This is a genomic window from Pseudomonas atacamensis, assembly GCF_017167965.1.
Lineage (GTDB): Bacteria > Pseudomonadota > Gammaproteobacteria > Pseudomonadales > Pseudomonadaceae > Aquipseudomonas > Aquipseudomonas atacamensis.
This window is the reverse complement of the sequence record NZ_CP070503.1, coordinates 3,539,308-3,563,273: the sequence shown is the minus strand read 5'-3', so window position 1 is coordinate 3,563,273 and position 23,966 is coordinate 3,539,308. Positions and strand designations below refer to the sequence as shown.

Genomic DNA, 23,966 nt, shown 5'->3' with positions numbered 1-23,966 from the left:
TGCCTTGCGATTATTGCGCCTGGTTTGCGGCTTCGGCAGCAGAGATCAGCTCAGCGCCGATTTCGCCTTCGAATTTCTTCCACACCGGTTTCATCGCATCGCGCCATTGCGCACGTTCTTCTGGCGTAAGCGTGATGATTTCCGTGGTTTTGGCGGCAAGGATGCGCTGTTTGTCACCCTCGTTCAGTTGCTGGGCTTCCTTGTTCACGTGGGTGGTGACTTCCACGACGATCTTGTCCAGTTCGCTGCGCACGTCGGGCGGCAGGCCGTTCCAGAATTTGGTGTTGGTGATCAGCATGTAGTCCAGTACACCGTGGTTGGATTCGGTGATGTATTTCTGCACTTCATGCATCTTCTGGCTGTAGATGTTCGAGTAAGGATTCTCCGCCCCGTTGACCACACCGGTCTGCAGGCCTTGGTATACCTCGGCAAAACTCATCTTGCGCGGATTGGCGCGCACCGCCTTGAATTGCTCCTCCAGCACCGCCGAGGCCTGCACCCGGAACTTCAGGCCGCGCGCATCCGCCGGTACACGCAGTGGCTTGTTGGCCGACAGTTGTTTCATGCCGTTGTGCCAATAAGCCAGGCCGGTGATGTTTTTGCTTTCCATGGATTTGAGCAGACCCTGACCCTGCGGGCTCAGTTGAAAGCGGTCGACAGCGTTGATGTCATTGAAGAGGAAGGGCAGGTCGAACAACTGCACTGACTTGGTGTACTGCTCGAACTTGGCCAGCGACGGCGCAATCATCTGCACATCGCCGAGCAACAGCGCTTCCATTTCCTTGCCGTCACCAAAGAGCGAGGAGTTGGGATACACCTCGACCTTGACCTTGCCCGGCAAGCGTTCCTCGACCAGTTTCTTGAACAGCAACGCACCTTGCCCCTTGGGCGTCTGGTCAGCGACCACATGCGAGAACTTTATGATCACCGGGTCTGCCGCCATGGCCGGGTTCATGCTGCTTACCGCCAAAGCGCAGGCAAGTGCGCTGAACAGAGATCTGAGCATCTGGGTGATTCCTCTTGTTTTTATTGTGATGACCGCTCGACGCGCTGAACGCGTTCAAGTGCCGAGACATGTTCAAGTCTAGGCAGAAATATCTGATTTGCCGGGGAATTGACCAGAAAACCGCAAAACAGTAGCGAGTGAACTGAGTACGTGGTTCCGTCAGGGCCGTGAACGGTATGGGGATTACCCGGCGACGAGTGATGTTTGAATTTCAAGTGCCCGCTGCTGAAGGTGAACCGGGCAGATAGGCCTCGGGTTGGCGGCGCGGGATTCTCATATCGCCAGGTCCTCGTCCCAACACACGGCCTTTGATTCGTGCCATTGCACGTCGGTGACGCCGAATCGCTCGGCCATCGGTTTCGAGAAGCGCTTCAATGGAGGCCGGCCTGGCTTGGGAATTGGCGTCAACCCGGCATCACAACTCGCCCACTGCCAGGCTTCTGCGTTGTTCATCAATTTGGCGCGGATAATGAAGGATTTGGGCACACCGTGAAGTCGGTACTTGATCATGTACAAATCTGTCTGGCTCATGAGGCTCTCCTGTTACTCATGAAAGAGGGATGTTCCTCGCGCCAGGAAATTCACAGTTTTTTCTAACATCTCGACATGCGTCCGCACCGGTTGAAAAATCACTTATACAAGCATGCGCTTGCGGTATAACAACGCTCCTTATGTGATTGCGAAAGTTTGATCAGCGTAACTAAGCGAAACGGCACAATATATCGACGCTTGTCCGGTGTGATGGCGTTTGAATGTCATTTGATATTGACGAGGAACATCGCTGCGTTTAACTAGCGCGTAATCTGTAGATCGCTGCCGATACTGTAAAATTGGTACGTTGGTGCAGTTAACCAGTGGAATATTTTAGTTAGCAAGCTTCGCAAGCGAGGCGATAAACGAACAATTTCCTGTACTGATTCAGCGAAGCTCATGTAATGGTTAATGACCCGATTGTGCCTTGACAGGAAGAAGGGCCATGGAAAACGACGAGCTGCGCCACACTTGTACAAAGTGCAATAAGCTGTACAAAACCTCGCCGCAAGCGGAGCGTTATAAGGCAAGTGCCGGACATGCCGGGCTTTGTGAAAAATGTCTCAAAAACGAGCAGGAGCGGGTGATCAGTCAGCGCCTGGCCTTGTGTGCCGCGAAGATGTTGGACATTGATCGTCAGTTCAAGCCATCAGCGAAACGCTGATGTTCGCTTCAGCTCGCAAACGAGGCGGCTGATGAAATTCGGCAAGACTCAACGATTACCGCTGCGCTTGTACAACTGCAGAGAGTTGGGTTGGGCCGTTGATCATGTCCCTGACAATAAATCACTGCCAGTAATTGTTTTGACTTACGTATAAATCGAATCGTCCAGTTTCCCGTATGTTACACAAACTTGCACAGGAAGTAAGAGGCCCGTGAATACGGGCCTCAGTACTGTTCCGATAGAAGAGCACAAACGCTCTCAGCCTGCGAACATCAAACTTGCGATGCCTTGATCAACAGCGAACCGCGCCGGCGCATGAGGGCGTAGTAAGCGCACGCAGGGCACAGCAAGCCAACGACCCACGCCAGGTCTACGCCTTGCAGGCTGGTGGCAACAGGCCCGACGTACATGGAGGTGTTCATGAACGGAATTTCCAGAGCAATGGTGCAAAGGAATACTGCGATTGCTGTCCAGTTCACCCGACCGTAGATGCCTGCCGGATCGAAGATGTCGGCAATCCGGTAAACGCCTTTGCGCAGCGCGTAATAGTCGACAAGATTGATCGCCGTCCAGGGGATCAGAAAGTAGCTCATGAAAAAAATGAAATTCAGGAAGAACTGCAGAAAGTCGTCCTGCGCCAATGTGCATAAACCGGTTGCGATCGTGCAGATGATCAGCAGGAATCCCGCACGTACAGACGGGGTGATTTTGAGCGCAGAGAAAGGCTCGATCATCGTGATCGTCGACATGAAAGCGCCATACAGGTTGAACACATTGATGGCGATCTGGCCGTATAGCACGAATGCCACCATCAGCAGCGTGCCTCCTCCGAGCAGGCCTATAAGATGCAGCCCGACGTTATCGGAGAACCCCACCATGCCCTTGGCCAGTACGGCGCCTAACAACATCATCCAGCTTCCGCCGATAACGGTACCGGCATAGCTGTACCAGAACACTTGGCGGGCGGAAGTGTCGCTCGGCAAATAGCGAGAGTAGTCCGCCACGTAAGGTGCGTAGGACAGTTGCCAAGTGACCGCGATACTGACAGAGGCGAGGAAGCTGACCAGATTGAAACCCTGCGCGGTCCATTGGCCGGCCTCTATCGGCAGCGCGAGAGCGAGCAGGGTGGCGATGCCGAACACGGCAATCGAAATCAGCGAAAGCAGCTTCTGTACGCGATGAATCAATTGGTAGCCGAACAGCGCGACCAGGAAGCATGCCGCGCCCAGCAGAGCGATGTTGCCAGCGGTGCTCAACGGGCTCAGGTCGCTCACCGCCTGAGCAGCCAACAGCGTGTTGCTGACGAAAAAGCCCAAATAAATAAGCATGACGAACAGCAGCGGTACGATAGCGCCGAAAACCCCGAATTGTGCCCGGCTCTGGATCATCTGCGGAATACCCAGTCTCGGCCCCTGTGCGGAGTGCGAAGCCATGAAGATTGCACCAATCAGCGAACCGATAAGAATCGATAGCGCACTCCAGAAAAGATTGAGTCCCAGGCTGATGGGCAACACTCCAGCCGCTACCGTGGTGATGTTGGCGTTGGCACCAAACCAGACGAAGAACAAGGAACGGGGCCGACCGTGACGCTCGCTCTCAGGGATAAAGTCGATGCTGCGTTTTTCAACTTTCATGTCTGTTCTCCGTTCAGCAGGCGTCGACGAGGCGGCGTTGAAAGCGCGCTACGACTTGTGGGAATTCATCTGGCTGGAAGGCGAGGTGATCGGGTTCGGCGGTTCGAAGCGATGTTGCCGGCTCGTTGTTCCAGCGTCTCGACAACTGCTCGGTGGTGAAGAGCTCCAGCCCGTACAGCCAGTTGGAAAGGATGAACAGTGCCGAGTAATGCGCTCCCTCTGTAGTCGCACTACAGGCGTCAGCGACAAGGCTGATCTGGAAGTCGTGCTGATAGGCGTCGAACAGACTGCTCATGACACACACATCCGTCAGCACGCCGATGACCACCAGGTGCTTGATGCCTCGGCGGTTGAGCATCTGAGCCAAACGGGTGCCGTGGAAGGCGCTGTAGCGGCGTTTATCGATGACGACGTCAGCGTCTCGAGGCGCCAGAGCGTCAATGATCTCGATCGCAGATGTGCCGGCGCGGTAAGTCGTTGGCCTGCCTTGGTCGTCTACCGGTTCGCCCAGCGCCAGATCGCGGCCCGGAGCGTCGTTGACATGGCGGGTATAGAAAATCGGGATGTGCAACTGGCGAGCGCGATCGATCAGGGATGCGGCGTTATCGACCACTTGATCGAAGCGTTCGAGCGGGAAGCCATCTTCCTTTTGCATATCGATCACAAGCAAGGCGGTGTTTTGGTTCATCAGGTTTGTTCCGGATGCAGAGCGTCGGGCGAGCCGGAGGGACTCACCAGAAAACTCGGTAATGACGGTGCGCAGCGATCCGCCAAGGCGGAAACTGCGAGAGATCGAGAGAGACTCTCGTGGGGAGGTGTTACCTGACTATCTGCCAGAAACCGTTTTGCTTCGCGCTCACGCAGGATGGCAGCTGCGGCAGCACGATGGAGGACGAAGAGCGGAATCGACGGAGATAACGCGCCATGGCTGCGCACGGCAACGCACACACCGCGCTTGAAGAGCGGGTGTGAGCGTCGCCGAAATTTGCGGAGGATGCAGGCATGGCCATAGACCTTGAGCGCGATATGCACTGGAGGAGCAAGATACGGGCCAAGCTGTGCAAGGCCTTCGAAGCCATTGAGCCAGAGCGGACCAAGCGTTCAAAGCAATGTTTTGTGGTATCTGGTATTCCATAATATTGTGTTACGTAGCGTAGCAGCGGCTTGCGTTCTTGCTCCCTTTTGAAGCAGATCCCTCCAGGCTCGCGGCGATCAACGCCGCGCCGTACGCGTACTCACATCCACCCAGACCGCCAACACCAGAATGCTGCCCTTGACGATCATCTGCCAGTAGCTATCGACGTCGAGCATGGACATGCCGTTGTCCAGACTGGTGATCACCAGCGCGCCGAGGAGGGCGCCGTAGACGGTGCCGGAGCCGCCGCGCATGGAGGTGCCGCCGATGAAGCAGGCGGCGATGGCGTCGAGCTCGCCCATGCTGCCGGCGGACGGTGAGCCGGCGGCGAGGCGTGCGGTGTTGACCACGCCGGCGAGGGCGCACATCACGCCCATGATGCCGAAGATCCACAGCTTGACCGCCTGCACATTGATGCCTGACAGGCGCGTGGCTTCCATGTTGCTGCCGACCGAATAGACCCGGCGGCCGAACACGGTCTGGCTGGTGACGTAACTGAACACCCCGAGCAGAATCAGCAACAGCAGCACCGGCACCGGAATGCCGTCATAGCTATTGAGGGTCTGAACAAAACCGGCCAGCACCGCGCCGATCACCAGCACGCGCACAACATCACGAACCAGTGAATGCGCCGCCAGGCCATGCAGGGCGCGATTGCGTCGTTGTTTCCAGGTCAGGAACACTGTCAGCGCAAACAGCAGCACACCCAGGCCATTGCCGATCGCGTGGGGCAGATAACCTTGGCCGACATAGACCAGCTCCGGCGATACCGGGGCGATGGTGGTGCCGCCGGTGATCCCCAGCAAAATCCCGCGAAACGCCAACATGCCACCGAGCCCGACGATAAATGACGGTATGCGCAAGTACGCCGCCATGTAGCCGTTGGCGAGGCCGATCATCAGGCCGCACAGGGCGACCAGACTCAGATTCGCCAGCAACGGAATGTGATAGACCACGTCGAGTATCGCCGCGAGGCCACCCAGCAGGCCGAGCAATGAGCCCACCGACAAATCGATCTCGCCGCTGATGATCACCAGCACCATGCCGCAGGCGAGGATGCCGGTGATCGACATCTGCCGCAGCAGGTTGGAAAGGTTGCGCGGGGTGAGGAAGCCGCCCTCGGTCTGCCAGCTGAAGAACAGCCAGATCAGCACCACGGCAAATACCAGCGCGAGCATCTTGTAGCGGGTGAACAGTTGTTTGACCTGATTCATTTACGCGGTTTTCCGATCATTATTGTTATGGCTGCCGGGCTGGCTGAGGGCGGCGGCGAGTACCTGTTCCTGGGTCAGCTCATGGTTGACGAAGTCGCCGCGCAACTGGCCTTCGCCGATCACCAATACGCGGTCGGAGACGCCGAGCACTTCGGCCAGTTCCGATGAAACCATGATGATCGACACGCCTTCGGCGGCCAGCGCGCCCATCAACTTGTAGATCTCGTACTTGGCGCCGACATCCACGCCTCGGGTCGGCTCGTCGAGAATCAGTACGCGCGGTTTGGCCAGCAGCATTTTCGCCAGCACGGCTTTCTGCTGGTTACCGCCCGACAGGCTGGTGATTGGCAGGGACGGACTTGCGGTTTTCAGATGCAGACGGGAGATTTCCCGGTCGATGCAGCCCAGCTCGGCTTCGGCATCGATGCGGGTCATTTTCGAGTAGCTCTCGAGCACGGCGAGGGTGATGTTCTGGCCGACGCCGAGGTCGGGAATGATGCCTTGGCGCTTGCGGTCTTCCGGCACCAGGCACAGGCCGGCGCGGATCGCTTTCAGCGGCGTGCGCGTGTCGATCGGTCGGCCGTCCAGCCAGACTTCGCCCTCGTGGCGTCCGGGGTAGGCGCCGAACAGTGCGGTGACCAGTTCGGTGCGGCCGGCCCCGACCAGCCCTGCGATACCGAGAATCTCGCCGCGCTTGAGGCTGAAGGAAATGTCATCGACCCGTTTACGCTTGGGGTTGTCGACGTCGTAGCAGGTGATGTGGCGCGCCTCGAAAATCACCTCGCCAATCTCATGCGGCTCGCTGGGGTAGAGGTTGCTCATTTCGCGCCCGACCATCTGCGTGATGATCTGTGGAATGTCCATGTCGGCCATGGCGGTGGTGGCGATGTGTTTGCCGTCGCGGATCACCGAAATGGTGTCGCACACGGCGGCGACTTCATCGAGTTTGTGCGAGATGTAGACGCAGGCGACCCCCTTGGCTTTGAGGTCGCGGATGATGTCGAGCAGCACTTCGATTTCCGAGCGGCTCAGGGCCGAGGAGGGTTCGTCGAGGATCAGCAGACGCGCCTGTTTGTTCAGGGCCTTGGCGATTTCCACCAGTTGCTGATAACCACCGCCGTACTGCGAAACCGGCAGCGAAACGTTCATGTCCGGCACTTTCAATTCACGCATCAAGGCTTCGGCGCGGTGGATCATCGCCGGGTAGTTCATGCGCCCGCCCGGCAGCGTCAGCTCATGGCCCATGAAGATGTTTTCCGCCACCGACAGGTCCGGCACCAGGGTCAGTTCCTGATGGATGATGACGATGCCGGCGGCTTCGGTTTCGCTGATCGATTGCGCCCGGAGCGGTTGCCCGTCCCAGAGGATTTCGCCGTCCCAGGTGCCATGGGGATAGACCGCCGAAAGGATCTTCATCAGCGTCGACTTGCCGGCGCCATTCTCGCCGCACAGGCCCACGCATTCACCGGGCCGGACCTTGATGTCGATACCGTTGAGCGCTTTGACGCCGCCGAAGGTTTTGACGATGCCGTTCATTTGCAGCAGATAGTCGGACATGGAAAAGGCTCGTATACCAAGGACTCAAACACCACTGAACCTGTGTGGGAGCGAGCCTGCTCGCGAAGGGGCCTTTTCAGCCAGAGCTTTACTGACTGACACTCCGCTTTCGCGAGCAGGCTCGCTCCCACAGGTCTGATCAAGATTTACGACCGGATCACTGCCCGGCAATCTGCGCCTTGGTGTAGAAGCCGTCCTGTTCGAGCAAGTCGATGTTGTCCTTGGTCAACGGCGTTGGCGTGAGCAGGATGGTGTCGACCTTTTTGCTGCCGTTGTCGTACTGCGAGGTGTAGGCCGGTTTTTCGTTGCGCGCCAGTTGCACCGAGAGCTTGGCTGCTTCGGAGGCGATGAGTTTCAGCGGTTTGTACACGGTCATGGTTTGCGTACCGGCGATCACGCGTTTGACGGCTGCGAGGTCGGCGTCCTGACCGGAAATCGGCACCTTGCCGGCCAGTTGCTGCGCGGCCAATGCCTGGATGGCGCCGCCAGCGGTAGCGTCGTTGGAGGCGACGATGCCGTCGATTTTGTTGTTGTTACGGGTCAGGGCGTTTTCAACGATGCTCAGCGCTTCGGTCGGGTTCCATTCCTTGACCCACTGCTGGCCGACGATCTTGATATCGCCCTTGTCGATGGCCGGTTGCAGCACTTTCATCTGGCCTTCACGGAGGATCTTGGCGTTGTTGTCGGTGGGCGCGCCACCCAGCAAGAAGTAATTGCCCTTGGGCGCCGCTTTCAGCACGCCGCCGGCCTGCATTTCGCCGACCTTTTCGTTATCGAAGGAGATATAGGCGTCGACATCGGCGTTGAGAATCAGCCGGTCGTAAGACACCACTTTGATTCCGGCTTTCTTCGCCTCGGCCACCGCGTTGGTCAGCACCGTGGCGTTGAACGGCACGATGACGATTACATCGACGCCGCGAGAGATGAGGTTTTCGATCTGCGAAATCTGCTTCTGCTCGTTGGCGTCCGCCGATTGCACGAAGACTTTGGCGTCCATTTTTTCCGCCGCCGCGACGAAGTAATCGCGGTCGCGCGACCAGCGTTCCAGACGCAGATCGTCAATGGAGAAACCGATTTTCGGGTGGGTGGCGTCGGCCATTACCGGCAGGGCCAACAACGCCAGGGCACTGGCCAACAGCGTACGTTTCAAGTTCTTCATGGTGGTGCGTCCTTTTATTTTTGTTGGAAAGACACGGCCTGACGATGAATCGGGCTGGTAGAACTGTAGAGAATCTGCCGACGCAGCAGGCACAGAATTGTCGTGCAATTGTCACAGCGTCGTTGCGTCGGCAGAGGGTCTCGGCGATCAGCGATACAGGTAACGGTTGACGATGTTTTCGAGCATTTCCTGGCGGCCGCTGACGGCTTGCGGGTTCAGCTCGTTGCTGAACGCGTGCTCGGCCAGCGACTCGAGATTGAAGTCGCCCGCCATCACCGCTTGCCCGAACGGCTGACGCCAGCCGGCGTAGCGTTGATCCTTGAGCACTTGCAGTTGATCGTTCTCAACCATCGCGGCGGCGCGTTCCAACGACAAGGCAAGAACGTCCATGGCGCCGACGTGGCCGTGGAACAGGTCGATCTCGTCGAGGCTCTGCCGGCGCACCTTGGAGTCGAAATTGAAACCGCCATTCTTGAAACCGCCGACCTTGAGGATTTCATAGGTCGCCAGGGTCATTTCTTCGATGCTGTTGGGGAACTGGTCGGTGTCCCAGCCGTTCTGCGGATCGCCACGGTTGGCGTCGATGCTGCCGAAAATTCCCAGCGAGGCGGCGGTGGCGATTTCGTGATGAAAGCTGTGGCCGGCCAGGGTCGCGTGGTTGGCCTCGATGTTGACCTTGATTTCCTTCTCCAGACCGTACTGCTGGAGGAAGCCGAACACCGTGGCGCTGTCGTAATCGTATTGGTGCTTGGTCGGCTCCTGCGGCTTGGGCTCGATCAGCAGGTCGCCGGTGAAACCGATCTTGTGCTTGTGCTCGACCACCATGCGCATGAAGCGCCCGAGTTGTTCGCGCTCGCGTTTCAGATCGGTGTTGAGCAGGGTTTCGTAGCCTTCACGGCCACCCCACAACACGTAGTTGGAACCTTTGAGCCGATGGGTGGCGTTCATCGCGCTGAACACTTGCGCGGCGGCGCAGGCGAACACTTCCGGATCGGGATTGCTCGCAGCGCCGGCGGCAAAACGCGGATTGCTGAAGCAGTTGGCGGTGCCCCAGAGCAGCTTGATGCCGCTTTGTTCCTGATGCTGTTCGAGGCGGTCGACCATTTGCGCGAAGTGTTCGCGGTACTCCTTCAGCGAGTTGCCTTCGGGGGCGACGTCCGTGTCGTGAAAGCAGTAGTAATCGATGCCCAGTTTGCTGAAGAACTCGAATGCGGCTTGAGCCTTGCCGATAGCCAGTTCCATCGGTTCGCCACTGCGTTGCCACGGGCGTTTGAAGGTGCCGGCACCGAACACATCGGAGCCCGGCCAGACGAAGGTGTGCCAGTAGCAGGCGGCCATGCGCAGGTGTTCGCGCATGGGTTTGCCGAGGATCAGTTTGTCGGCGTCGTAGTGGCGGAAAGCGAGGGGCGAATCACTGTTCGGGCCTTCGTAGCGAACCGGCTCGATATTGGGGAAATACTGCATGGACCTTGTCCTTGTTGTTCTTGGCGGTGTCTCGATACTAGCAACGGCCCCGTGCCCGCTGATTATGAAAAGCCTCAACTGCGAGTGCGATTTTGCGTATTGAGCTTCAGCGCTCGCAGGCCTAGTCTGTGTCCATCGTCGCCGCGACGAAGCGACCCGGAACAGCCTAAAAACAATGAAAAGCCTACCGCCCGTGCACCGCATCGCCCTGTTGTTCAACGGCAGCAAGATCTACGACCGTGGAATCATCAGCGGCATCGGCAACTACCTGAGCAGCACCCGCGCTTCCTGGGACCTGTTTCTGGAAGAGGATTTTCTCTGCCGCCTGAAAGGCATCGAGCGCTGGCAGGGCGACGGGATCATTGCCGACTTCGACGATCCGCTGATTGGCGAGGCGCTGGCCGACATTCATTTGCCGGTGGTGGCGGTGGGCGGTTCCTACGAGGATGCACGCGCCTATCCGAAAGCGATTCCCTATGTCGCCACCGATAACAACGCATTGATCACGCTGGCTTACTCGCATCTGGTCGAGGCGGGGTTGCAGCGCTTTGCCTGTTTCAGCCTGCCCGAGGCACAAGCTAATCGCTGGGCGCAGGAGCGGGAAAAGGCTTTTCGCAAACTGATGCAGCGCGACGGCCTCCACGCCGAGATCTATCGCGGCATGGGCACCAGCGCACCGCTGTGGGACAGCGCCGTCGAACAGCTGATCGCCTGGCTGCACAGCCTGCCCAAACCGATCGGCATCATCGCCGTCAGCGACGCCCGCGCCCGGCAGTTGCTGCAAGCCTGCCTGACCGCCGGCATTGCCGTGCCGGAGCAGGTCGCGCTGATCGGCATCGACAACGACCCGCTGACCCGCAGCCTGACTCGCGTACCGCTGAGTTCGGTGATTCAGGGCACCGAAACCATGGGCCGCACCGCCGCGCAATTGCTGCACCAGATGCTCCACGGCATGCCGTCCACCGGTACGCAGATTCTGATTCCGCCGGACGCGGTCAACGTGCAGGTTTCGAGCCTGCACCAACCACTGGGCAATCCCTACGTCATGCAAGCGCTGCTGTTCATCCGCCAATATGCCTGTCAGGGCATCAAGACCGCGCAAGTGGCGGCCTATGTCGGGGTGTCGCGCTCATCGCTCGAAGCGCATTTCCGCGCCGAGCGCGGTTGCAGCGTGCATGACGAGATTCTGCGTTTCAAACTGGCGGCGGCTACCAGCGGTTTGAAGAACACCGATGCTGCGATTGCCGACATTGCCCAGGCCTGCGGCTTCAAGTCTGCGCAATATCTGCACACGGTGTTTCGTCGCGAGTTCGGCTGCACGCCCCGCGAATATCAGCAGGGCGGGGCGTAGCGCTGCGAAGACTTACGCCAGCGCAGCGGCACTGGCTCTGGAGCGCCAGGCGAACGTCAGCACCATCAGCAGGCCCAGACCAGCCATCGCCGCGCCGGCCAGGGAAATCGCCGGATAACCCAGCCCGGCATTGATCACCGCGCCACCCAGCGCCGCGCCGATCGCGTTGCCGAAATTGAACGCGCCGATGTTCACCGCCGAAGCCAGATTCGGCGCGTCCTTGGCGGCTTCCATCACGCGCATCTGCAGCGGCGGCACCAGAGCGAAGCTGGCGATACCCCAGATCAGAATGGCCACGGCGGCCGGCAACGGCCAGCGCATCAGCACAGTGAATGCGAGCAAAACCACAATCAATGCGCTCAGCGACACGATCAGGGTGCGGTCGATCGAACGGTCGGCAGCCTTGCCGCCCCACATATTGCCCAGGGTCAAACCGATGCCGAACAACACGAGCATGGCGGTGATGAACGCGGCGGAGGCGTGGGTTTCGCTGCTGAGAATCGGCGCGATGTAGGTGAACACGGTGAACATCGCACTCGAGCCGACCACGGTCAGGGCCAGTGCGGCCAGCACCGGACCGCGGCCTAGCACACGAATTTCCGCCAGCGCACCCGCGCCTTGCTCTGCTTTCAGATTGGGCAGGGCGAACCACAAGGCGATCATGGTCAGCACGCCGAGGCCGGTAATGCCCCAGAACGCCGTGCGCCAGCCGAACAGCTCACCAAACCACGCCGCCAGCGGTACACCGCCGATAGTTGCCAACGTCAGGCCCATGAACATCGCCGCCACGGCGCCGGCACGTTTTTCCGGCGCGACCACACTGGCGGCGACCACAGAGCCGACCCCAAAGAATGCGCCGTGATTGAGCGAGGTGATCACCCTGGCGACCATCAGGCTGTAGTAGTCGGTAGCCAGCGCCGACATCAGGTTACCCAGGGTGAAAATCGCCATCAGCCCGATCAGCAGATAGCGCCGCGGGATCTTGCCAGTGGTCAGGGTCATCAGCGGCGCGCCGAGCAGCACGCCCAAGGCGTAGGCACTGACCAGCAACCCCGCAGCGGGAATGGAAACGCCGAGATCGGCGGCGATGCCGGGCAACATGCCCATCGGCGCGAACTCGGTGACGCCGATGCCAAAGGCGCCGACAGCGAGTGCAACAAGTGGTGGATTGATACGCATGGAAAGTCTCCTCATCTATGCCGCCAATGCTACGATCCATCGTTTTCAGGCGGTAGATGGCGATTTTGGCAATCACCTTTGCGTAAGAGGCACGAATGGACTTCAACGGCAGATCAGGGGAAATGAGCGTGTTCGTCACCGTGGCGCAGGAGGGCAGCCTCTCAGCGGCTGCGCGTGCGTTGGGGCTGACGCCTTCGGCGGTCAGTCGGATCATCGCCCGCGCTGAACAACGACTTGGCACCCGCTTGCTGCTGCGCACCACCCGCGCGCTGACGTTTACCGCCGAGGGCGAGGCCTTCCTGCGCGGTGCCCGGCGAATTCTCGCCGACATGGACGAGGTCGAAGGGGCCATTACCGATCAAGGCGTACCCAAGGGCCGCTTGCGTGTCAGTGCCGCCCTTGGCCATGGACGGCTGACCATTGTGCCGCTGGTCGCAGCCTTCACCGCCCGTTACCCGAACATCGTCGTCGACCTCAGCCTCGGCGACGAGGTAGTCGACATCCTCGCCGGCCAGGCGGACGTCGCCATACGCTTCGGCCATCTGCCCGACAGCCCGTTGACCGCACGCCGGCTCGGCCACACCGGCCAAGTCGTGGTCGCATCGTCCGATTACCTGAAACGCCACGGCACACCTCTCGAACCGGAAGACCTGCTCAAGCACAACTGCCTGCGCTTCAACTTCCGCCGCGCCGAAGCCAACTGGCCGTTCATCCGCGACGGCAAGGAGTTTTCATTGAAGGTCAGCGGCAACATCGAATGCAGCAGCGGTGAAGCGCTGGCACAGTTCGCCAGACTCGGCGCCGGAATTGCGCGCATCGGCGAGTTCACCGTCAGGGAAGACTTGCAGCGCGGCACGCTGATCCCGCTGCTGCAAACGTTTAACCCGGGCGATGAGGAACCGATTCATGCGGTGTTCGTGGGCGGCGCGGCGATGCCGGTGCGGGTGCGGTTGTTTGTGGATTTTTTGCTGGAGCGGCATCGGATGTAAGCGTGCCGGTCGGATTCAGCGAGTCATCCCTGACCCGCAAACTGCCGGCTAGATTGTCGGGATGGTCCCGCCGTCGATCACAAATTCACTTCCTGTGATCGAAGCCGCTCGTGGCGACGCCACAAACCCGATCAGCTCAGCCACTTCAGCTGGCGTCGATGGGCGGCCGAGCGGAATACCGCCCAAGGCTTGCATGATGATGTCCTTGCCACCCTGATAGTCAGTGCCTGCCTCCTGCGCGAGTCGCTCGGCCAATGCCACCGATGCTTCGGTTTCGATCCAGCCCGGGGAAACCCGAACCACACGGACCCCTTTGGGCGACACCTCTTTCGACAGGCTCTTGCTGTAGGTCGACAGCGCAGCCTTGGCCGCCGCGTACGCTGTGGTGGATTCCGGCAGTGGCAGTCGACTCTGGATGGACGTGACATGGATCACCACGCCATTACGACGCTCGAGCATGCCCGGCAGCAGGGCGCGATCGAGGCGCACCGCCGGCAGCAGATTCAGATTGAGCTCGCGTTGCCACTGCTCGTCGTCCAGCGCTGCAAAACCACCACCGGGGGCCGACGAGCCACCCAGGACATGAACCACTATGTCGACGCCGCCCAGTTGCTGTTGGACCGCTGCGATGAGTACGTCACAACCTTCCCGGGTCGAAAGATCAGCCGCGACCAGCAGTGCGCCCGGCATTTGGACGTCCACTTGCCGAGCCGAGGTGATGACTTTCGCGCCCTCGGCTATGAACCAATCCACAACGGCTTTGCCGATTCCTTTGGTACCGCCGGTGACGAGGACCCGCTTGCCAGTCAATCCTGAATTCAGCATGGCGAAATCTCCAGCGCTCGGAATTGATGGGGCGCGTCGTAGATTTCTTTCTCGTCGATGACCGTGACATGCGTCTGCACGACGGCGGGATGTTGAAGGTTCATTGGCTGACTCCTGATTGATTAACTGGAGTCATCTTGCTGCGCCACAGATGGTTTGTTCAACTGGGACAAACCTTAATGACCTATCCCGAAAAACAGGACAATCCATGGTTCAGGATCGCTTGGCCCTCAATGAACTGGACGCCGTCATAGCCGTGGCTCGAAGGGGGTCGTTTCGCCAGGCCGCCATTGATCTCGACGTCTCCACCACCGCGCTGAGCAACACCATTGCGCAACTGGAAGCGCGCCTCGAATCGCGACTGTTCAACCGCACCACCCGCAGCGTCGCCATCACCGAAGCGGGGAGAGTGTTTCTCGAACAGGTGGGGCCAGCCTTGCAGGATTTGCGTGCGGCACTCGACGCAGTGCGCTCGCAGAACGCTGGGCCCTCGGGCACGTTGCGCATCAACGCCTTCGCCAGCGCTGCGCGTTCGGCGCTGCTGCCACTGGTGATCGAGTTTTTGCAGCAGCATCCGAAAGTCCATATTGACCTTGTAACCGAAGGCCGGCTGGTGGATATCGTGGCTGACGGCTTCGATTTCGGCGTGCGCTCGGCAGGCCTGGTGCCCAACGACGTGATTGTGGTGCCTGTCGGCCCGCCGCAACGTTACGCGGTGGTCGGTTCGCCGGGTTATTTTGCACAACACGGCAAACCGCGCACGCCGTCCGATCTGCCCGGGCATCGATGTATCCGTGTGCGACTACCGAACGGGGCGATTTTCCCCTGGTATTTCGAGCGGGACGGAGAAGTTACCCGTCTGGATGTGAACGGTCCGCTTACGCTGGATGAATCGAGCGTGGTCAAGGTCGCGGTGCAGGCGGGCATGGGGCTGGGCTTTTTCATGGAGCAGGACGTTCGTGACGAAATGCGCACCGGCGAGTTCGTGCAGGTACTCGAGGACTGGACCCCGCCCCGAGACAGGTTGTGCCTGTACTACCCGAACCGCCGCAATCCCTCTGCGGCCGCCAGGGCATTCATCGAACTGGCTCGCGCCAGGCAGGCTGATCAGGCTTGACCGGGTGGACTCAGGCGATCAAGCCCAGTGTCAGCCCCTTCAGAGTGGCGGCTGCCCGGGTCGAACATTGCAGTTTGCGAAAGATGCTTTCCATGTGCGTGCGCACCGTGCTCGGACTGATAGCCAACAGTTGCGCGACTTGTTTGTTGCTGGCGCCACGGCTGATTTCCAGGAGAATGCGGCACTCACGGGCTGTCAGCAGCGAAGGCTTGGGTTGCCGCACGCGGCGCTCGCCACTGGCGGCAGCAATGACCGCTTCGCAGACATCGTTATCGAACAGATCACGGCCGGCATCCTGTTTGAGTAGCGTGGCTGCTGCGGTTTCGTCGTGGGCTGATCGCCAGGGCCGGGCTTGCCTCAACGCCACCCAGGCGACCGAGGTGGCGAACAGCCGATGTCCGGCATTCAGTGCATCACCCGCCACCCCGCGAAAATAGCCGCTGCCGTCGAGTCGTTCATAAGCGTGGGTGGCTATCTCGGCGGGCGCGGCCAATTCCGCTACCGGTCGGAGCGCCTGTTGCGTCCAATAAGGCACCAGGCGCACTCGCTCTGCCGCACCGTAGGGCAGCGGCCCTGCGCTATTCCAAAGATGATTGGAAACGGCTGCGCGGCCGAGGCCGTAAATCAGCGCGGACTTGCCAATGTCTGTCAGCGTCGGCTCACTCAGCCCCCACAGGCGCGCAGCTTCCATGGCAACATGCGCGACCTGACGCGAATGCCCGGCCAGCCATGGCAGCTTCAAGTCAATGATGTCTCCGACCAAAGTCAGTGAGACATGACGCTGCTCAGGCGCGGGTTCAACTTTTGTGCAAAGCGTTTCCAGATCCGCCAGCCAGTCCTTGGCATTGGCCACCAGCAACGACACCAGCGACGCTGGATAGCGCCGATCCGACTGCTCGTTGATCCAGCGCAACGCCGCGTCCAGGCCGTGAGCGCGAGTGAGAATATCCAAATCACCGGCCATGACCACCTGATAGGCGACCTCCGGGATATGTTCATGCGCCACGCCGAGCGGTCGGCCAGTGCCGTCGTAGGTTTCGAACACCCGACACAGGCCCGCTTCGACGGCGGTTCCGAGCTGGAGGGTTTTGGCGATTGCACCGGACACTTCACAGTGCACCACGGCCAGCGGCGTTGCCTGATGCACCGCGTTCATCTGTTCATTGCCCAGGGTCAGATCGAGCATTGCGCGGCGACCATCGACGTCGTCGCCCAGCAGGTCGGCAAAGCCTTCGGCGTTGGCCGTGCACCCAGACCAGCGCAGCAAGGCAATCTGCTCTGCAACCTGCAAATGCTCACCGGCGCCGTGGCATGCCTGCGCGAGCATCCGCGCCAAAGCGGCAACGCGCCGGGAGTGACCGAGCGGTTGCCCCATGCTGAGGTCACCGACCTGGGCGATGGTTGCCAATGCGCCGTCCAGCGAGATGTCCAGTTGCAAGCCACTATCCATGAAAAATGTCCCGGGGTCGGATAATTGACCGATGCCCACATCGCAGGCCAGTCAGCAGAATCTGAACTCCCGAACAGGAGCTCATCCAATGAAAACAATCAAATCGAAATTCGCCACCGTCGCCTTTGCCCTGGCCAGTACCTTCATGGCCGGCGCCAGCCATGCGCAGGATACAACGCCTTCGGTGGTGATCGTACACGGCGCCTTCGCCGACGGTTCCGACTGGGCCAAAGTGGTGCCACTGCTGCAAGCCAAAGGCGTGGCCGTTACCGTTGTGCAAAACCCGCTCACCTCGCTGGCTGACGACGTTGCCGCCACGCGCCGCGCGCTGAACAACCAGCAGGGCAAGGTGGTGCTGGTCGGTCACTCGTGGGGCGGCACGGTGATCACCGAGGCTGGCAGCGACCAGAAAGTCAGCGCGCTGGTGTATGTCGCCGCCTTCGCGCCAGAGGCCGGGCAAACCAGTGGCGAACAGGGCAAAGGTGCGCCGACGCCGCCGGGCATCAGTCAGATCAAGGCTGACGGTAACGGCTTCCTCTATCTGACCCCCGAAGGCATGGCCAAGGACTTCGCTCAGGATCTGCCGGCCGCGCAAACTGCCGTCATGACTGCCACGCAAGGACCGATCAAGGCCTCGGCTTTCGAAGATAAAACCACCGTTTCGTCCTGGAAAACCAAGCCGTCCTGGTACCTGCTCGCTACCGAAGACCGGATGATTCATCCCGACGTCCAGCGGTCTGCCGCCAAGCGCATCGGTGCGACCCTCGCCGAGGTGAAGTCCAGCCATGTCCCGCAGCAGTCGCAGCCGGCGCAAGTCGCGGCGGTGATTCTCCAGGCCGTGCACGGCGTTGCTGAACAGTGATCGCGGCATCGAAGGGGAGCGGGCGTATGAATCTTCGGAGCGATCACGACTATGACTTCATTGTCTGTGGTGCCGGCACGTCGGGCTGCGTGGTCGCTGCGCGGCTTGCCGATGAGTCAGGCGCACGAGTTCTGCTGATTGAGGCCGGCGAAGACTATTCGGGCCCCGAGGTGACAGAACCGGCGCAATGGCCGCTGAACCTCGGCTCCGCGCGCGACTGGGCATTCGCGGGCCAAGCCGATCCACGCTTGAACGGTCGACGGCTACCGTTGAGCATGGGCAAGGGGCTCGGCGGTGGTTCGAGCATCAACGTGATGGTCTGGTCGCGCGGCCATCGCGCCGATTGGGAGCATTTCGCTGCCGAGTCTGGCGACCCGGCCTGGGGCTACGCATCGGTGCTCGATTACTACCGCAGGATCGAAAACTGGCAAGGCAGCCCGGACGCCACCCGGCGTGGTTCAGGTGGGCCGGTACATGTCGAGCAGCCGGCCACACCTCAACCCCTTGCGTTGGCAACGCTGGAGGCGGGTGGCGATCTGGGCATCCCACGATTCGACAGTCCCAATGGCGAGATGATGGAAGGCGCAGGAGGGATCGCTGTCACCGACTTGCGCATCAAACAGGGCAAGCGCGAGTCGGTTTACGACGCCTACATCCGGCCACGCTTGCACTGTCCGAACCTGACGGTGCTGACCGGGGCGTTGGTGACCCGCGTGTTGCTGGTCGGCACCCGGGCCGTCGGTGTCGAAGTGTTGATCGCCGGCGAGCGGCGCCGCTTTCATGCCGCATCTGAAGTCGTTCTGTCCATGGGCGCGGTGCAATCACCGAAAGTGCTCATGCAGTCGGGCATCGGTCCGGCGGATGAACTGCGAAAACACGGCATCGCACCGGTCGTTCATTTGCCCGGTGTCGGCGAGAATTTGCAGGATCACCTGGCTTTCGGGTGTACGTGGGAGTACCGACAACCCCAGGCGGTCGCTGGCAGCGGATGCGAAACCACCTTGTACTGGAAAAGCGACAGTCGCCTGGAAGCCCCGGATCTGTTGCAGTGTCAGCTGGCATTTGCGGTACCGTCTCCGCCTGAGGTCGCCATTCAACCGCCGGAACATGGTTGGACGATGTTCGCCGGGTTGGCCAGACCGGCCAGTCGCGGACGCCTGCGGCTATCGGGTGCAGGGCCGCTGGATGCACCGATCATTGAGCCGAACTCGCTGAGTGAACCCGAGGACATGGCAGCGGCATATGCGTCGATCGAACTGTGCCGCGCACTCGGCAACAGCCAGGCCTTCAATGGGCTGATCAAGCGCGAAGTCGTGCCCGGTCCCAGAGAGCGTCGCGCTATGGAACAGTTCATCCGCAACTCGGCGATGACCTACTGGCACCTGTCGTGTACGGCAAAAATGGGCCGCGATGCGCTGTCGGTGGTTGACCACCAATTGCGCGTGTACGGGATCGATGGGCTGCGCGTTGCAGATGCCTCGATCATGCCGCGCATTACCGTTGGCAACACGATGGCGCCGTGTGTCGTTATTGGTGAGCGGGCAGCGGAGCTGGTGCTTGCGGGAGTATAAAGCGCCCACAACGCCCCGCTGCGCAAAATCTGCTTTCACTCGTTCGCAAGATTTTCCCGCGCCCACTGCTCGGCCGTCGTGACCTGTATCGCCCGCTGCTCATTGAACGTGCCCGCTTTCGGCCACGCCACACCTCGACCTTGGGCAAACACCGCGCGGTATTTTTTGATGTGGTGAGTGGGGTCTTTTTCCAGTTCCTGCATCAGGTGCGGCACCGTCCAGACGTTACGCTTGAAGGGCCGTCCGAGCACGCGTTCGAGAAGGCCCGCGACCTGATCATAGGTCAGCGTGTCGCCCGACAGATACACGATCTCGTTGCGAAAAGGCGGTTCGAAGAAAACGATTTCTGCAGTCAGTTTGCCGATGTCGTCCGGGGTCGTCAGCGTCACGCTGGTGTCCAGGCTGCCCAGGGCGTTAACGGTGTCGTTGTCGAAATCAACGACTTCAAACACCGGCTCGAAGAGGAAACTGGTAAACATGCCGGTCGAGATGATCACCCATTCGGTTTTGTCCTGCGCGCGCAGCAGTTCGCGCACGTCGAGCTGAGCATCGAACAGATCCTGCGGACTGCCCCGGCCGATCACTTCGAAGTCCACGCCAAACTGCCAGGGAAAGTAGCGTTTGATGCCCGACTTGAGCGCAGCGGTCGCCAGCTTCATCGGCGTCTCACGACCAGCGACCATGCCGGCGCAGCCGATGACGGTATCGAAAGGTGCGAAGACTTCGGCCAGTTGGTCGATCGAATCGTTGACCAGATCTGCCGCCACCATCTGCACGCCGAGACTGCGCAGTTCATCGATTTCGGCTTTCTTTGCCGGCAACTGACTGTCGATCGTCGAGGCCCTGAGCAGGACGCTGATCGTGCTGCCGGGCGAGCGCTTTGCCACTCGCGCAAGGTTGCGCAAAACCGGCAGGCCGAGTTCGCCTGCGCCCAGGACAAGAATGGATTGCGGGGAAGGGTGGCTCAATTCGGTCATGATGTCTCCTGAGATCTGCATGTAAGATCGGCAAATGCTGGCACGATCGGGCAGCACTCAGAAGAAGGCACACGCGTGATACCAAGTGAAGAAATGACTGATCAGCAAGCGCTCAGTGAGGCAGAAGCAATCTGCCAGACGCTCAGACGAGACGATGATGGCGTGCGCCGCGAAGTGCTCGCGCACGCCGGCAGTCGCTGGTCTTTGGGCATCCTGCATGCCTTGGGGGTGTACGGCACGATGCGTCACGCTGAGATCAAACGGCAGATGACCGGCGTGACTCAGCGCATGTTGACCAAAACCCTGCGTGCGCTGGAACGCGACGGCCTGCTGACCCGGCGCGAGCTCGACCAGGTGCCGCCGCACGTCGAGTACGAGCTGACGCCATTGGGCATGGGCTTGCTGGTGCGGATGTCGCCGATCTGGACTTGGGTGGTGGAAAACGTCGAGGGTTTCCGCCAAGCGCGACGCACGTTCGATAGCCAGGTCGGCAAGAAACCCTCATGGCAAATTCCTGTTCCAGCGCGGGATGATTCTGAAGCGTCAGACTGAGGTTTCGCGCTTCAGCTCAGCGGCACCGCGAACACGGCACTGGCGCGCGCGACCGTTCGCTCACCTACGTGCAGACTGACGCCAGCAAACGCCAGTTGGCGGCCCTTTTTGGAGTGTTCAAGACGCACTTCGAGCCACTCGTTGATTTGCACCGCCCCGAGATAATCCAGGGTCATGCTCGCCGTAATCAACGGCTGCGGCGGATCGCTGGAAAAGGCCATGGCGTAGCCCATCCCGACATCGGCCAAAGTCGCCAATACACCACCATGCAAAGTGCCGCGACCATTGGCGTGGCGGGAGTCGGTCAGCAAGCCCAGTTCCAATTGCAGGCCGTGGCCTCTGGCGTAGATCGGGCCGAGCAGATCCAGCAACGGACTGCTGCGGGTGAATGGTGTGAAACCTTCGGGAATGGCCGTGGTGTTCATGATCCCATCCTGATGCAGGTGGCTGACCTGTTTGATTGGGCGGGGAAACACAGAAGGGGGCAAGCACTATGCGGATGGGGAATTTGCTGCGATAAGTGCTGTACACGGAGCGGACAAGCAAGGAGCTACTGGGTGGATATTCAAATTCACATCGCGAGAGATGCGGATGCATCGGCTATCAGTGAAACGATCATCAAGACGCTCCGTGAGAGCAATGCTCGGGACTATCCTCCCGAAATCATCGATCGAGTGATTGAAAGTTTTTCGCCCTCGAAGATCCTTCGTTTTTTGACTGAGCGTCAGGTGCTGGTCGCTACGCTCGACAGTCAAATCGTCGCAACGGCAAGTCTCGATCGAGACGTTGTTCGAAGCGTTTTTGTCGACCCGGACTTTCAAGGAATGGGTGTCGGAAGACAGCTGATGAAGAGCATTCAATCACTCGCCATGGACACAGGTTTCAATCTGCTGCGCGTTCCTTCCTCAGTCACCGCAGAAGGCTTCTATGCTTCGCTCGGCTTCAAGAAAATCAGAGATGAGTTTCATCAGACGGAGCGCACGATCATCATGGCGAAGAAGTTGAAACGATAGCGTTCACCTAACGTTTCAGCCTGCCGAATGTGGCTTCCATCGCTGCGCGGTCATGGTCGAGCAACCAGGCATGATATCGTTGATAAAGCTGCAAAAGTAGTTCGGTGTTGGCTCCAACCACGTCCATGCCTCGGTCGTCATAGGGAAAGACCATGACTCGCTTGGGCAGATTGAACAGGTAGACAGCACAGTTCGCACGCGGTTGGATAGCACCGAAGTCCTTGGCCAATGCGCACCAGAGTAATGCTTGAATGCTCGCCACAGACGCTTCGAAGGCGACGTTGACCCAATATTCCGGCTCTTCCTCACTGAACCATTCTTCGTTATCTATTTCTTCGCTCCAGATGCACAGCGCTGATGGAGTATCGATGCCAGCAGATTTAAGGGCGCGAAGAGTACTGCGATGGGCGAATCGATTGCGACCGGAATGAATGCGCAGGCATGCGACAAACGATTCGTCCCCTTGGAAAACGTCGCCGCAGATGGTTATGGATTTGCGCATAGCGGTCAGGAATTGCTCGATCATTCCGCCCGTTTCGGAGAGTTCGAAACGCAATCCTCCGGGCCAGGAATAGAAAAGCGGGCGGGCGAATGCCTGGGGTCCAAATGCGTTTTCGATCTCAGCTCTCAGATTCACTTTCTTCCCTTCAATGTGGATTTCTGTTTGTTCAAGACGCGGGTGAAGTCAGTGCGACGACACAAACGGCGAAGCAGTCGTCGGTGCCGGCAGCGCATAGGCCTGTTTCATCCACGCAACTTCCGCCAGGGGTGTGCGGCCGAAGAGGCGTTTGAAGTCGCGGCTGAATTGTGAGGCGCTTTCGTAGCCGACCAGAAATGCAGTTTTTGCCGCAGTCAGGTCGTTACGCAGCATCAGCAATCGCGCCTGGTGCAGCCGCGTCGACTTCAGATACTGCATCGGCGAGGAATCGGTAACCTTGCGAAAGTGCAGGTGAAAATTCGGCACGCTCATCTGCGCTTCCTCTGCCAGGGTCTCTACGTCGAGATGTTGGTGATAACAGCTGTGGATCTTGTGGATGGCGCGGGTCACTTTGCCGAACTGGCGTTGTTGGGCGATGGCGGCGCGCAGGGTGCCACCTTGTTCGCCGGTGAGGATGCGGTAGTAGAGCTCGCGCAGCATCGCCGGGCCGAGGATTTGCGCGTCGGCATCGTCGCTCATCACTTCAAGAAAACGCAGGGTTGACCGGCGTAGCGGTTCGTCGAGCGGCGAGGCGTACATGCCCATCGGTTGGGATCTGGGGAAATCCCACAGTTCATCGACCTGCTGAATCAGCTCGCCAGCCAAAGCGAAATCCAGGCGCACGTACACCGCGAGCATTGGCTCGGCTTCGCTGGCGTCGGTTTCCATGGTGAAGGGTACCGGCACCGACACCACCAGATAATGCTGGGCGTCGTAGACATAGATTTCATCGCCGAGATAGCCGCGTTTACGCCCCTGACAAAGGATCACCACGCCCGGTTCGTACAACACCGGCGTGCGGGTCAGCGGTCGGTTGGAACGCAGGAAACGCACATCGTCTAGCGGGCTCAGGTTGTAACCCTCCAGCGGGGCGAGCTGGCTCATTAACTGGACCATGCGCGCTGTGATGAGGTCTTTCGGTTTCGGCATGGGCTGTGGGTTTCCTTGTGAAAAGGCGGGTTTGAACCTGTCTGGCTGATTGGCGGGGTGTCAGACAGAGCCCTCACCCTAGCCCTCTC

Annotated in this window: 23 protein-coding genes; 8 read left to right on the top strand and 15 right to left on the bottom strand. The window is 59.8% G+C overall.

Features of this window, described 5'->3' with window-relative positions:
• Positions 1-10: 10 nt before the first annotated feature.
• Positions 11-1,006, bottom strand: coding sequence for a C4-dicarboxylate TRAP substrate-binding protein DctP (gene dctP / locus JWU58_RS16045; protein ID WP_024012588.1), 996 nt, complete (start codon positions 1,004-1,006; stop codon positions 11-13).
• A gap of 273 nt (positions 1,007-1,279) precedes the next feature.
• Positions 1,280-1,537: a DUF6555 family protein gene (locus tag JWU58_RS16040; RefSeq protein WP_039758965.1), complete on the bottom strand. Its 258-nt coding sequence runs from the start codon at positions 1,535-1,537 to the stop codon at positions 1,280-1,282.
• 445 nt (positions 1,538-1,982) lie between these two features.
• Between JWU58_RS16040 and JWU58_RS16035 the strand changes: the two genes are divergently transcribed.
• A complete protein-coding gene (locus tag JWU58_RS16035; RefSeq protein WP_125916003.1) occupies positions 1,983-2,201 on the top strand; it encodes a hypothetical protein in 219 nt (72 codons plus the stop codon).
• A gap of 272 nt (positions 2,202-2,473) precedes the next feature.
• Here the strand turns inward: JWU58_RS16035 and JWU58_RS16030 are convergent, their stop codons facing one another.
• The 6 genes from JWU58_RS16030 to xylA all read right to left on the bottom strand — a co-directional run bounded on the left by JWU58_RS16030 (position 2,474) and on the right by xylA (position 10,364).
• A complete protein-coding gene (locus JWU58_RS16030) occupies positions 2,474-3,835 on the bottom strand; it encodes a purine-cytosine permease family protein (protein WP_125916004.1) in 1,362 nt (453 codons plus the stop codon).
• 13 nt (positions 3,836-3,848) lie between these two features.
• The gene (locus JWU58_RS16025) at positions 3,849-4,523 is read right to left on the bottom strand and encodes a cysteine hydrolase family protein (RefSeq protein WP_024012592.1); all 675 of its coding nucleotides are present in this window, start codon (positions 4,521-4,523) and stop codon (positions 3,849-3,851) included.
• Positions 4,524-5,047: 524 nt separating this feature from the next.
• A complete protein-coding gene (locus tag JWU58_RS16020) occupies positions 5,048-6,184 on the bottom strand; it encodes a sugar ABC transporter permease (RefSeq protein ID WP_206420519.1) in 1,137 nt (378 codons plus the stop codon).
• A complete protein-coding gene (xylG, locus tag JWU58_RS16015) occupies positions 6,185-7,741 on the bottom strand; it encodes a D-xylose ABC transporter ATP-binding protein (protein ID WP_110599153.1) in 1,557 nt (518 codons plus the stop codon). It lies immediately after the preceding gene.
• Between the two features lie 157 nt (positions 7,742-7,898).
• Positions 7,899-8,900 carry a D-xylose ABC transporter substrate-binding protein gene (gene xylF / locus JWU58_RS16010; protein WP_016774327.1) on the bottom strand — a complete coding sequence of 334 codons (1,002 nt, stop codon included), beginning with the start codon at positions 8,898-8,900 and terminating at the stop codon, positions 7,899-7,901.
• A gap of 147 nt (positions 8,901-9,047) precedes the next feature.
• Positions 9,048-10,364, bottom strand: coding sequence for a xylose isomerase (xylA, locus tag JWU58_RS16005; protein ID WP_206420518.1), 1,317 nt, complete (start codon positions 10,362-10,364; stop codon positions 9,048-9,050).
• Positions 10,365-10,539: 175 nt separating this feature from the next.
• On the opposite strand from xylA, the gene JWU58_RS16000 reads away from it, so the two are divergent.
• The gene (locus JWU58_RS16000; RefSeq protein ID WP_016774329.1) at positions 10,540-11,715 is read left to right on the top strand and encodes a XylR family transcriptional regulator; all 1,176 of its coding nucleotides are present in this window, start codon (positions 10,540-10,542) and stop codon (positions 11,713-11,715) included.
• Positions 11,716-11,727: 12 nt separating this feature from the next.
• Here the strand turns inward: JWU58_RS16000 and JWU58_RS15995 are convergent, their stop codons facing one another.
• Positions 11,728-12,894: an MFS transporter gene (locus tag JWU58_RS15995; RefSeq protein WP_016774330.1), complete on the bottom strand. Its 1,167-nt coding sequence runs from the start codon at positions 12,892-12,894 to the stop codon at positions 11,728-11,730.
• A gap of 95 nt (positions 12,895-12,989) precedes the next feature.
• Here JWU58_RS15995 and JWU58_RS15990 point away from each other — a divergent pair, with 95 nt between their 5' ends.
• The gene (locus JWU58_RS15990) at positions 12,990-13,883 is read left to right on the top strand and encodes a LysR family transcriptional regulator (RefSeq protein WP_206420517.1); all 894 of its coding nucleotides are present in this window, start codon (positions 12,990-12,992) and stop codon (positions 13,881-13,883) included.
• Between the two features lie 48 nt (positions 13,884-13,931).
• Here the strand turns inward: JWU58_RS15990 and JWU58_RS15985 are convergent, their stop codons facing one another.
• Positions 13,932-14,708, bottom strand: coding sequence for an SDR family oxidoreductase (locus tag JWU58_RS15985; RefSeq protein ID WP_016774331.1), 777 nt, complete (start codon positions 14,706-14,708; stop codon positions 13,932-13,934).
• A 208-nt stretch (positions 14,709-14,916) separates the two neighbouring features.
• On the opposite strand from JWU58_RS15985, the gene JWU58_RS15980 reads away from it, so the two are divergent.
• Positions 14,917-15,825, top strand: a complete 909-nt coding sequence (locus JWU58_RS15980) for a LysR family transcriptional regulator (protein ID WP_123442736.1) — start codon at positions 14,917-14,919, stop codon at positions 15,823-15,825.
• Positions 15,826-15,835: 10 nt separating this feature from the next.
• Here JWU58_RS15980 and JWU58_RS15975 read toward each other — a convergent pair whose 3' ends face one another.
• Complete coding sequence (locus JWU58_RS15975) at positions 15,836-17,275, bottom strand: HD domain-containing phosphohydrolase (protein WP_123442735.1); 1,440 nt, start codon at positions 17,273-17,275, stop codon at positions 15,836-15,838.
• An 88-nt stretch (positions 17,276-17,363) separates the two neighbouring features.
• On the opposite strand from JWU58_RS15975, the gene JWU58_RS15970 reads away from it, so the two are divergent.
• The gene (locus tag JWU58_RS15970; RefSeq protein WP_206420516.1) at positions 17,364-18,137 is read left to right on the top strand and encodes an alpha/beta fold hydrolase; all 774 of its coding nucleotides are present in this window, start codon (positions 17,364-17,366) and stop codon (positions 18,135-18,137) included.
• A 26-nt stretch (positions 18,138-18,163) separates the two neighbouring features.
• Positions 18,164-19,708, top strand: a complete 1,545-nt coding sequence (locus JWU58_RS15965; RefSeq protein WP_206420515.1) for a GMC family oxidoreductase — start codon at positions 18,164-18,166, stop codon at positions 19,706-19,708.
• Between the two features lie 35 nt (positions 19,709-19,743).
• Here JWU58_RS15965 and JWU58_RS15960 read toward each other — a convergent pair whose 3' ends face one another.
• Positions 19,744-20,685, bottom strand: a complete 942-nt coding sequence (locus tag JWU58_RS15960; protein ID WP_024012605.1) for an aromatic alcohol reductase — start codon at positions 20,683-20,685, stop codon at positions 19,744-19,746.
• Positions 20,686-20,778: 93 nt separating this feature from the next.
• Between JWU58_RS15960 and JWU58_RS15955 the strand changes: the two genes are divergently transcribed.
• Positions 20,779-21,237, top strand: a complete 459-nt coding sequence (locus tag JWU58_RS15955) for a winged helix-turn-helix transcriptional regulator (RefSeq protein WP_016774338.1) — start codon at positions 20,779-20,781, stop codon at positions 21,235-21,237.
• A gap of 11 nt (positions 21,238-21,248) precedes the next feature.
• Here the strand turns inward: JWU58_RS15955 and JWU58_RS15950 are convergent, their stop codons facing one another.
• Entirely contained in the window at positions 21,249-21,662 is a 414-nt protein-coding gene (locus tag JWU58_RS15950) for a PaaI family thioesterase (protein ID WP_130888041.1), read from the bottom strand.
• Between the two features lie 132 nt (positions 21,663-21,794).
• Between JWU58_RS15950 and JWU58_RS15945 the strand changes: the two genes are divergently transcribed.
• Positions 21,795-22,250: a GNAT family N-acetyltransferase gene (locus tag JWU58_RS15945; protein ID WP_024012608.1), complete on the top strand. Its 456-nt coding sequence runs from the start codon at positions 21,795-21,797 to the stop codon at positions 22,248-22,250.
• A gap of 7 nt (positions 22,251-22,257) precedes the next feature.
• Here JWU58_RS15945 and JWU58_RS15940 read toward each other — a convergent pair whose 3' ends face one another.
• Both JWU58_RS15940 and JWU58_RS15935 read right to left on the bottom strand, forming a co-directional pair.
• The gene (locus tag JWU58_RS15940; RefSeq protein ID WP_206420514.1) at positions 22,258-22,887 is read right to left on the bottom strand and encodes a DUF3885 domain-containing protein; all 630 of its coding nucleotides are present in this window, start codon (positions 22,885-22,887) and stop codon (positions 22,258-22,260) included.
• A gap of 48 nt (positions 22,888-22,935) precedes the next feature.
• Positions 22,936-23,877, bottom strand: a complete 942-nt coding sequence (locus tag JWU58_RS15935) for an AraC family transcriptional regulator (protein ID WP_206420513.1) — start codon at positions 23,875-23,877, stop codon at positions 22,936-22,938.
• Between the last annotated feature and the right edge of the window lie 89 nt (positions 23,878-23,966).